Raw genomic sequence first — 10,113 nt, forward strand, 5'->3', positions numbered from 1 at the left:
GGCGCCGCCCGCCCCCCGGCGGGGGGCGGGCGCCCCCCCCCCCCCGCGACGGGGTCAGGCGGAGATGCCGGCGGCGGCGCCGAGGTCCCGCTTGATGTCGGCGAGCAGCCCGGCGGCCCGCTCCCGGGCGGCGGCCAGGTCGGCCGCGCTGCCGACCGGGAGGACGACCTCCAGGTAGCACTTGAGCTTGGGCTCGGTGCCGGAGGGGCGGACCACGATCCGGGCCGAGCGCACGGTCTCGCCGGCCAGGTAGTAGCGCAGGCCGTCGGTGGGCGGCAGCTCGGCGGAGCCGGCCGAGAGGTCGTCGGCGCGGGTGACGGTCAGTCCGGCCAGGACGGTCGGCGGCTGCTCGCGCAGCCGGCGCATGGCGTCGGCGATCAGCGAGAGGTCCTGCACCCGGACGGACAGCTGGTCGGTGGCGTGCAGGCCGTGCTCCAGCGCCAGGTCGTCCAGCAGGTCGGTCAGCGTGCGGCCGGACCGCTTGAGCGTCGCGGCCAGCTCGGCGACCAGCAGGGCGGCGGTGATGCCGTCCTTGTCCCGGACGCCCTGCGGGTCGACGCAGTAGCCGAGCGCCTCCTCGTAGCCGTAGCGCAGGCCCTCGGCACGGGAGATCCACTTGAAGCCGGTCAGCGTCTCGGCGTAGCCCAGGCCGGCGGCCTCGGCGATCCGGCCGAGCAGGGTGGCGGAGACGATGGTGGTGGCGAAGGTGCCCTCGGCCTTCTTCGCGACCAGCGCGGAGCCCAGCAGCGCGCCGACCTCGTCGCCGCGCAGCATCCGCCAGCCGGAGGTGCCGTTGCCGCTGCCCACGGCGTTGCCGTTGACCGGGACGGCCACCGCGCAGCGGTCGGCGTCCGGGTCGTTGGCGATCACGATGTCCGGGCCGACCGCGGCGGCGGTGCGGAAGGCGAGGTCCATCGCCCCCGGCTCCTCCGGGTTGGGGAAGGCCACGGTCGGGAAGTCCGGGTCGGGCTCGGCCTGCTCGGCGACCACGGTCGGCGCGGGGAAGCCGGCCCGGCGGAAGGCGGCGACCAGGGTGTCGCGGCCGACGCCGTGCATCGGGGTGTAGACCACGTCCAGCTCGCGCGGGCTGTGCTCGTCGACGATCGAGACGGCCCGGGTCAGGTAGGCGTCGACGACGTCCTCGCCGAGCACCTCCCAGCCCTCCCCGGCGCGCGGGACGTCGTCCAGCGAGCCGATCGCGTCGATCTCGGCGGCGATCCCGGCGTCGGCCGGCGGGACGATCTGCGAGCCGTCGCCCAGGTAGACCTTGTAGCCGTTGTCCTGCGGCGGGTTGTGGCTGGCGGTGACGGTCACGCCGGCGGCCGCGCCCAGGTGGCGGACGGCGAAGGCGAGCACCGGGGTCGGCAGCGGGCGCGGCAGCAGCGCGGCGCGCAGACCGGCGCCGACCACCACGGCGGCGGTGTCCCGGGCGAAGTCGTACGACTTGTGCCGGGCGTCGTAGCCGATCACCACGAGGTCGCCGAGGCCCTGCTGCTTCACGTACGCGACCAGGCCGGCGGCGGCCCGGATCACCACGGCGCGGTTCATCCGCATCGGGCCGGCGCCGAGCTCGCCGCGCAGCCCGGCGGTGCCGAACTGGAGGCGGTCGGAGAAGCGCTCGGCGAGCTCGGCCCAGGCGAGCGTGTTGTCCTCCTGGGCCTCCGCGCCCTCGGCCCGGGCGAGCAGGGCGGCGAGCTCCTCGCGGGTCTGCGGGTCGGGGTCCTCGGCCAGCCAGGTGCGGGCCCGGGCGAGGAGGTCGGTGGTAGGTGCCTGCGTCATGTTCTTGCCTGCTCCATCGGGAAGTGCGTCGGGTGACGGCCGGAGGGTTCCACGCAAAGGGGAGTAGAAGAGGTGTGCACATGCGGACGGGGCCCCCGGGATGGCGTGATCAGCGGATCACGCCGCCCGTGGGCCCCGTCGTTCATGATTCTGCGCCCGGCAGGCGTCAGATCCGCTCCAGGACCTTCGCCAGCAGCTCGCCCATGCGCTCGGCCGAGGCCTTGCCGGCCTCCAGGACCTCTTCGTGGTTGAGCGGCTCGCCGGTGATGCCGGCGGCCAGGTTGGTGACCAGGGAGATGCCGAGCACCTCGGAGCCGGCCTCGCGGGCGGCGATGGCCTCCAGCGTGGTGGACATGCCGACCAGCTCGCCGCCGATCACCCGGGCCATGTTGACCTCGGCCGGGGTCTCGTAGTGCGGGCCGCGGAACTGGACGTAGACGGCCTCGTCCAGGCTCGGGTCGACCTCGTGGCACAGGGCGCGCAGGCGCTTGGAGTACAGGTCGGTGAGGTCGACGAAGTTGGCGCCGACGATCGGGGAGTCCGCGGTCAGGTTGATGTGGTCGCTGATCAGGACCGGCTGACCCGGGGTCCAGCCCTGGCGCAGACCGCCACAGCCGTTGGTCAGCACGATGATCCCGCAGCCGGCCGCGGCGGCGGTGCGCACGCCGTGGACGACGGTGGCGACGCCGTGGCCCTCGTAGTAGTGGTTGCGGCCCAGGAAGATCAGGGCGCGCTTGTCGCCGATCTTCACCGAGCGGATCTTGCCGGCGTGGCCGGCCACGGCGGGGGCGGGGAAGCCCGGGAGGTCGGTGACCGGGAACTCGGCCACGGTCTCGCCCAGGGCGTCGGCGGCCGGCACCCAGCCGGAGCCCATCACCAGGGCGACGTCGTGCCGCTCGGCACCGGTCAGCTCGCGCAGGCGCTCGGCGGCGGCCTGGGCGGCGGCGTAGGGGTCGGCGGAGACGACCGACTGAGGAGAAGCGTTCACGGGTCCGAGGATAGACGGCTTTCGGCTACGCGCGTAGAAATTCGCCCGCGGCATGCCGGATCGTTACCCGGTTGGCCCGAAAACACAGCTCGGTGGCGCTTTCGGGTGACCGGGTTCGTCGATTCGTACGGAAAGAGGACCGGCGGTCAGCACGGCCGCCGGCGCAGCTCCATCACGTAGTCGTGCGGGGCCCCGGCGCTCTCCGCGGCGTCGGCGATCAGACCGAGGTAGCGGGCCGCGGGCAGGCCGCCCTCGTAGTCGTTGAGCACGTACGTCCAGACCGGGATGTCGCCGTCCAGGGTCTGCGCCCGCAGCTTGATCTTGCGGTAGATGCCGAGCTGGACGCCCTCCCAGCGGTCCAGGCCCTCCTCGTCCATCGGCGCGATGTCGTAGAGGGAGACGAAGACCTGGTCCTTCTCGTCCTCCACGACGGTGGCCAGCGAGCCCTCCCAGCCGAGCTGCTCGCCGCCGAAGGTGAGCCGCCAGCCGTCCAGCCACCCCGTGCCGCGCAGCGGGGAGTGCGGGGCTCGGCGGGTCATCTGCCGGGCATCGAGGTTGGTGGCATACGCGGCGTAAAGGGGCATGGGTGCAGCGTAGCCCGGTCGGCCCACGGGGCGGGGCGAGTGGATGAAGAGATCGAGCGCGGACCCCCTTGTGGCGCCGCTCCCGGCGTGCGGGACAATGGGGTACGTGACTCGGATCGTGATCATCGGTGGCGGACCCGGCGGCTACGAGGCGGCCCTGGTGGCCTCTCAGCTCGGCGCGGAGGTGACCGTCGTCGACCGCGACGGTCTGGGCGGATCGGCGGTGCTCACGGACTGCGTGCCGTCGAAGACCCTGATCGCGACCGCGGAGGTGATGACCACCTTCGACAGCTCGTACGAGGAGCTGGGCATCACCGTCGACCAGGGCGCCGCCGAGGGGCGGGAGTCCAAGGTCATCGGCGTCGACCTGGGCAAGGTCAACCGCCGTGTGAAGCGCCTGGCGATCGCGCAGTCCCACGACATCACCCAGTCCGTCACCCGCGCCGGGGTCACCGTGCTGCGCGGGCGCGGCCGGCTCGGCGCCGGCGGGCAGGCCGTGGACGGCTCCCGCGAGGTGCTGGTGGACGGCCCCGACGGCAGCGTGCAGTCGCTGCGCGCCGACGCGGTGCTGATCGCCACCGGCGCCCACCCGCGCGAGGTGCCGGACGCCGAGCCGGACGGCGAGCGGATCCTCACCTGGACCCAGGTGTACGACCTGGAGGAGCTGCCCCGCGAGCTGATCGTGGTCGGTTCCGGTGTGACCGGTGCCGAGTTCGCCGGCGCGTACCAGGCGCTCGGCTCGAAGGTCACCCTGGTGTCCAGCCGCGACCGGGTGCTGCCGGGCGAGGACCCGGACGCCGCCGAGGTGCTGGAGGAGGTCTTCCGCCGCCGCGGCATGAACGTGATGAGCCGTTCGCGCGCCGAGAGCGCCAAGCGGATCGGCGACCGGGTCGAGGTGACCCTCTCCGACGGCAAGGTGATCGAGGGCACCCACTGCCTGATGGCGGTCGGCTCGATCCCCAACACGGCCGAGATGGGCCTGGAGGAGGCCGGGGTCAAGCTCAACGACTGGGGCCAGATCCAGGTCGACCGGGTCTCCCGCACCAGCGCCCCGGGCGTGTACGCGGCCGGCGACTGCACCGGCGTCTTCATGCTCGCCTCGGTGGCGGCCATGCAGGGCCGGATCGCGATGTACCACGCGCTGGGCGACGCGGTGCAGCCGTTGAACCTCAAGACCGTGGCCTCCAACGTCTTCACCGACCCGGAGATCGCCACCGTCGGCTACACCGCCGCCGACGTGGAGTGCGGGAAGATGGACGCCGTCGTGGTCAAGCTGCCGCTGCGCGGCAACCCGCGGGCGAAGATGCAGGGCATCCGGGACGGCTTCGTGAAGCTGTTCTGCCGCCCGGGCACCGGCATCGTGGTCGGCGGCGTCGTGGTCGCCCCGCGGGCCAGCGAGCTGATCCACCCGATCGCGCTCGCGGTGGACGCCAATCTGACGGTCGAACAGGTGGCCAGCGCCTTCACCGTCTACCCGTCGGTCTCCGGCTCGACCGCCGAGGCCGCCCGGCAGCTGCACGTCCGGAAGCGGGCCGGCGGCGAATCCTGAGCTCAAGGCGCACAGTTGGGGCGGCTGCCGGTCGGCGGCCGCCCTTCGCGCAGGCATGATCGTCACCCGGACGGCGGGCGCAGTTCCGGGTTGTTGACGGCGCGTATTGTACGGTCACGCGCCGCTCTTGCGTGAGCAATTCCCGCTACCAGCTGCAAACGCCTGAAAGCAGACGGTCACGCAGGTTACCGTCGGTTCTGTGTTTGCAGCAGAACGTCGCCAGTTGATCCTCGAAATGGTGCGCGCCAACGGAGCGGTCTCGCTCCGGGAGTTGGCCCGCGTCGTCCAGACCTCCGAAGTGACCGTGCGCCGTGACGTGCGGGCGCTGGAGGCAGAAGGGCTCCTCGACCGCCGGCACGGCGGCGCGGTGCTCCCCGGCGGCTTCAGCCGCGAACCCGGATACCCGCAGAAGACCCACCTGTCCGCGGCGGAGAAGAGCGCCATCGCGGACCTCGCCGCCGGGCTGGTGGAGGAGGGCGACGCGGTGGTGGTCGGCGCCGGCACCACCACCCAGGAGCTGGCCCGCCGGCTGGCCCGGGTGCCCGGGCTGACGGTGGTCACCAACTCGCTGCTGGTCGCCCAGGCGCTGGCGCACGCCAACCGGGTCGAGGTGGTGATGACCGGCGGGACCTTGCGCGGCTCCAACTACGCCCTGGTGGGCAGCGGCGCCGAGCAGTCCCTGCAGGGGCTGCGGGTCACCAAGGCCTTCATCTCCGGCAGCGGGCTGACCGCCGAGCGGGGGCTGTCGACCGCGAACATGCTGTCCGCGAGCGTGGACCGGGCCATGGTGCTGGCGGCCGCCGAGGTCATCGTCCTCGCCGACCACACCAAGCTCGGCGCGGCCGGCATGTTCCAGACCGTCTCCACCGAGACCATCACCCGGCTGGTCACCGACGAGCAGGCCACCGCCGACGACGCCTGCGCCCGCGAACTGGACGCGCTCGCCGACTGCGGGGTGCAGATCGACCTGGCTCCGCTCGGGGCCGCGCCGAGCGGCGACGCCCCCGTGCACGGCACCGGCAGCGGCCCGGTCCACCAGACCCAGCCGGGCCCGCTGGGCCGCCGTCCGGTCCCGCCGCCCGGCGGCGCCCCGCTGCCCGGCCAGCGCCGCCCCGGGGCGCACGGCGGCGGCCCGGTCGGCCCCGGCGGGCTGCCGGTCCGGCTGGCCGAGATGGGCCTGCCGCGCGGGCGCTGAGCCCGGCCGTGCCGTCGCGCGGGCCTACCGCCCCGAGCCGAAGGGGCGCGCCGGTGCCGAAAGCGAGGAGCGACAAGCGAGGCACGAGCGCCGGAGCGACGACCGTCGGCACCGGGTCGGAGCGCCCCGGAGGCGAGTGGGCGAGTAAACGCGACCGGTCCGCACCCCCGAAGGGAGTACGGACCGGTCGAAGACTGACGAACCCGTCGTCAGTCCTTGATCTCGCAGAGCGCGGCGCCGCTGCTGACGCTCGCGCCGACCTCGGCCTTGAGGCCGACCACGGTGCCCGCCTTGTGGGCGTTCAGCGGCTGCTCCATCTTCATCGCCTCCAGGACCACGATCAGCTCGCCCTCGGCGACGACCTGGCCCTCCTCGACGGCGACCTTGACGATGGTGCCCTGCATCGGCGAGGCCAGGGTGTCACCGCTGACGGACGAGCCGGCCTTCTTGGCGCCCACCCGGCGCTTGGCCTTGGCGGCACCGGTCGCACCGGCGGCCGGGGCCGCCGCGACGCCCAGCGAGGACGGCAGCGAGACCTCGATCCGCTTGCCGCCGACCTCGACGACCACGGTCTCCCGGGTCTCCGCCTCCTCGCCCTCGCCGGCGCCGCCGGTGAAGGCCGGGATGGTGTTCTCGAACTCGGTCTCGATCCAGCGGGTGTAGATCGTGAACGGGCCCTCGCCGCCGTGCACCTCCGGCGCGAACGCCGGGTCGGTGACGACCGCCTGGTGGAACGGGATGGCGGTGGCCATGCCCTCGACCTTGAACTCGTTCAGCGCGCGCCTGGCCCGCTCCAGGGCCTGCTTGCGGTCCCGGCCGGAGACGACCAGCTTGGCCAGCAGCGAGTCCCAGGCCGGGCCGATGACCGAGCCGGACTCCACGCCGGAGTCCAGGCGCACGCCCGGGCCGGACGGCGGGGCGAACAGCGTCACGGTGCCGGGCGCGGGCAGGAAGTTGCGGCCCGGGTCCTCGCCGTTGATGCGGAACTCGAAGGAGTGACCGCGCACCTCCGGGTCGCCGTAGCCGAGCTCCTCGCCGTCGGCGATCCGGAACATCTCGCGGACCAGGTCGATCCCGGTGACCTCCTCGGTGACCGGGTGCTCCACCTGCAGACGGGTGTTGACCTCCAGGAAGGAGATCGTGCCGTCCAGCGCGACCAGGAACTCGCAGGTCCCGGCGCCCTCGTAGCCGGCCTCCTTGAGGATGGCCTTGGAGGCGCGGTACAGCTCGGCGTTCTGGGCCTCGGTCAGGAACGGCGCGGGCGCCTCCTCGACCAGCTTCTGGTGCCGGCGCTGCAGCGAGCAGTCACGGGTGGAGACGACCACCACGTTGCCGTGCTTGTCCGCGAGGCACTGGGTCTCCACGTGCCGCGGGTTGTCCAGGTAGCGCTCCACGAAGCACTCGCCGCGACCGAAGGCGGCGACCGCCTCGCGCACCGCGGACTCGTACAGCTCCGGGATCTCCTCCAGGTTGCGGGCGACCTTGAGGCCGCGGCCGCCGCCGCCGAAGGCCGCCTTGATGGCGACCGGCAGGCCGTGCTCCCGGGCGAACGCGACGACCTCGTCGGCACCCGAGACCGGGTCCGGAGTGCCGGCCACCAGCGGGGCGCCGGCGCGCTGGGCGACGTGACGGGCGGTGACCTTGTCACCGAGGTCGCGGATGGCCTGCGGCGGCGGGCCGATCCAGGTCAGGCCCGCGTCGAGGACGGCCTGGGCGAACTCGGCGTTCTCCGACAGGAACCCGTAGCCGGGGTGGACGGCGTCGGCGCCGGAGTCCTCGGCGGCCTTGAGGACCTTGGCGATGTCCAGGTAACTGGTGCCGGGGGTGTCACCGCCCAGCGCGTAAGCCTCGTCGGCCGCGCGGACGTGCAGCGCATCCCGGTCCGGCTCGGCGTAGACGGCGACGCTGGCGATACCGGCGTCCGAGCAGGCCCTGGCGACGCGGACGGCGATTTCCCCGCGGTTGGCGATGAGCACCTTGCGCACTGTGGCTCCCTTCTTGAACCTCGATGAGTTTATGGATTCCTGGGCGGTACCGGCGAGTAGCCCCGGGTTGTGAACTATCCCACACGCTCGGTGATGGGATTCCCCGCCGCCGGGACGGGGTTGAGAACGACTGCGCAGGTGGTGGCAGGTGTGCTCGCGCGGGGGTGGTCGACGGTGGGTGACCGTGGGGCGGCGTGGCGGGTCGGTGGGATGGGACACACCTTCCGCGGCCCGCTCATGCCGCGGTGCTTCCGGCCGGTGCCGCGGCGGTGGGGCGACGGAGCGCCTCGGCCGTCACGTCGGCGACCGGCTCGACCATGTCCGGCCCGTACGCGTCCGGGTTGACCACCCGCAGGACGAGGGCGAAGGTGCCGTTCCGGCCGTGCTCGCGGGCCAGTTCGCGGTGGTGCGCGACCAGGTAGCGCACGCCCGCCTGGTTGGCCGTGCCGGTCTGGCCGGAGATCAGGAACACCGGGCGGCCGCCCTCCGGGGTGGCGATCCGGGCCAGTAGGACGTGGGTCCGGTCGGCTTCGACGGTGAAGTCCCGGTCGCCGACCACGATCACGTTGCTGCCCGGGCCCGGACCGGAGGTGACCAGCACGCCCGGCAGGCCCCAGGCCAGGTGGGCGGCCATCCGCTCGTTGCTGACCGGACCGCCCAGGCACAGCTCGGTCTTGGCGCCCAGGCCGCGGTGCGCGGCGTCGTGGGCGACCAGTTCGGGCCGGGCGCCGCACTCCTCGACCAGCCCGGCCAGCCACATCAGGGCGTAGGCGTCCCGGCGGGTCACGGTGTTGGCGTGCGAGCCCGTCCCGACGCTGCGGGGCACCACGATCAGGCAGTCGCTGCCGGACGGGAGCCCGAAGAACTCCCGTACCCGCTCGACCTTCCGGCGCCGCCGCAGGGCCTGGGCCAGCCAGCCGAGCCCGGCGCTGATGGCGCTGGCCACCAGGCCGAGCACCACGTTGAGCACGTTGTCGGTCATCGCCCGCGTTCCCCTCCCCGTTCGGACGCCGGTCAGCTTAGAGGCACAAGCAGGCGGACTGGCAGGTCAGTTGGCCCACAGATCGGTGATGCGGACGTCCAGGTCGGCGAGCAGCCGGCGCAGCAGCGGCAGGGACAGGCCGATGACGTTGCCCGGGTCGCCGTCGATGCCGTCGACGAACGGCGCCGAGCGGCCGTCCAGGGTGAACGCCCCGGCCACGTGCAGCGGTTCGCCGGAGGCGACGTAGGCGGCCACCTCCGCGTCGTCCGGGGTGCCGAAGCGGACGGTGGTGGAGGCGGTCGCCGAGGACTGCCGGCCGGTCGCGGTGTCGATCACGCAGTGGCCGGTGCGCAGCACCCCGGCGCGGCCGCGCATGGACTGCCAGCGGGCCAGCGCCTCGGTGGCGTCGGCCGGCTTGCCGAGGGCCAGGCCGTCCAGTTCCAGGACGGAGTCGCAGCCGATCACCAGCTCGCCGCCGGTCAGTTCGGCGGCGACGGCCTTCGCCTTGGCCTCGGCCAGGACGAGGGCGAGCTCGCCGGGGGTGGCGGCGGTGATCGCGTCCTCGTCGACGCCGCTGACCACCACGCGCGGGTCGAGCCCCGCCTGGCGCAGCAGCCCGAGGCGGGCGGGGGAGGCGGAAGCGAGGACGAGGGAGCGCTGGTCGGTCATGCCCACCAGGGTAGGGGGTGGGTGGTTGAGCCGTTCTGGTGAACGACTCAGGTGAAGTACCGGCTGACCATGATCAGGACGGCGCCCACCAGCACGATCGCGGCGAGCACCTTGCCGGCCCGCTGCATCCGCTCCTGCATGCGACGGGCCTCGGGCGAGGGCCCGTCCTCGGGGTCTGACCAGAGCACCCGTCCAGAGTGCGGTGCGGGTGGGCCCGGCCGCCTGAGTATCCGTACTCAGGTTTCGGGCAAAGCGGGCGAGCGACCGGGCGAGTCGGGGGGGGGGGGGGGGGGCCGCCCGGGCACTCCGTCCACCGAGCGCGCTAAAGGCGCCCCTCCTCTCCCCCCCCGCCCCTCGCTCCCCCGCGCGGCGCCACGGCCCG

Annotated in this window: 9 protein-coding genes; 2 read left to right on the forward strand and 7 right to left on the reverse strand. The window is 73.5% G+C overall.

Annotation, left to right across the window (positions count from 1 at the left end; translation table 11 throughout):
• Positions 1–54 precede the first annotated feature (54 nt).
• The 3 genes from ACFWXO_RS41115 to ACFWXO_RS41125 form a co-directional block, all read right to left on the reverse strand.
• Positions 55–1,779 carry a phospho-sugar mutase gene (locus ACFWXO_RS41115; RefSeq protein WP_380531309.1) on the reverse strand — a complete coding sequence of 575 codons (1,725 nt, stop codon included), beginning with the start codon at positions 1,777–1,779 and terminating at the stop codon, positions 55–57.
• A 166-nt stretch (positions 1,780–1,945) separates the two neighbouring features.
• A complete protein-coding gene (locus tag ACFWXO_RS41120; protein WP_375894710.1) occupies positions 1,946–2,767 on the reverse strand; it encodes a purine-nucleoside phosphorylase in 822 nt (273 codons plus the stop codon).
• A gap of 146 nt (positions 2,768–2,913) precedes the next feature.
• A complete protein-coding gene (locus ACFWXO_RS41125; protein WP_350503464.1) occupies positions 2,914–3,351 on the reverse strand; it encodes a gamma-glutamylcyclotransferase in 438 nt (145 codons plus the stop codon).
• Between the two features lie 97 nt (positions 3,352–3,448).
• On the opposite strand from ACFWXO_RS41125, the gene ACFWXO_RS41130 reads away from it, so the two are divergent.
• A complete protein-coding gene (locus tag ACFWXO_RS41130) occupies positions 3,449–4,900 on the forward strand; it encodes an NAD(P)H-quinone dehydrogenase (protein WP_380531313.1) in 1,452 nt (483 codons plus the stop codon).
• Positions 4,901–5,099: 199 nt separating this feature from the next.
• Complete coding sequence (locus ACFWXO_RS41135) at positions 5,100–6,095, forward strand: DeoR/GlpR family DNA-binding transcription regulator (RefSeq protein WP_380531316.1); 996 nt, start codon at positions 5,100–5,102, stop codon at positions 6,093–6,095.
• A gap of 209 nt (positions 6,096–6,304) precedes the next feature.
• Here ACFWXO_RS41135 and ACFWXO_RS41140 read toward each other — a convergent pair whose 3' ends face one another.
• The 4 genes from ACFWXO_RS41140 to mmpB all read right to left on the reverse strand — a co-directional run bounded on the left by ACFWXO_RS41140 (position 6,305) and on the right by mmpB (position 9,919).
• Entirely contained in the window at positions 6,305–8,080 is a 1,776-nt protein-coding gene (locus tag ACFWXO_RS41140; RefSeq protein WP_375894716.1) for an acetyl/propionyl/methylcrotonyl-CoA carboxylase subunit alpha, read from the reverse strand.
• A gap of 235 nt (positions 8,081–8,315) precedes the next feature.
• A complete protein-coding gene (locus ACFWXO_RS41145) occupies positions 8,316–9,062 on the reverse strand; it encodes a hypothetical protein (protein ID WP_380531320.1) in 747 nt (248 codons plus the stop codon).
• 66 nt (positions 9,063–9,128) lie between these two features.
• Positions 9,129–9,731: a nucleoside triphosphate pyrophosphatase gene (locus ACFWXO_RS41150; RefSeq protein WP_375894721.1), complete on the reverse strand. Its 603-nt coding sequence runs from the start codon at positions 9,729–9,731 to the stop codon at positions 9,129–9,131.
• A gap of 47 nt (positions 9,732–9,778) precedes the next feature.
• A complete protein-coding gene (gene mmpB / locus ACFWXO_RS41155) occupies positions 9,779–9,919 on the reverse strand; it encodes a morphogenic membrane protein MmpB (protein WP_375894723.1) in 141 nt (46 codons plus the stop codon).
• Positions 9,920–10,113: the final 194 nt, after the last annotated feature.

This window comes from Kitasatospora sp. NPDC059088 (assembly GCF_042738155.1).
In the GTDB taxonomy this organism is placed as follows: Bacteria; Actinomycetota; Actinomycetes; order Streptomycetales; family Streptomycetaceae; genus Kitasatospora.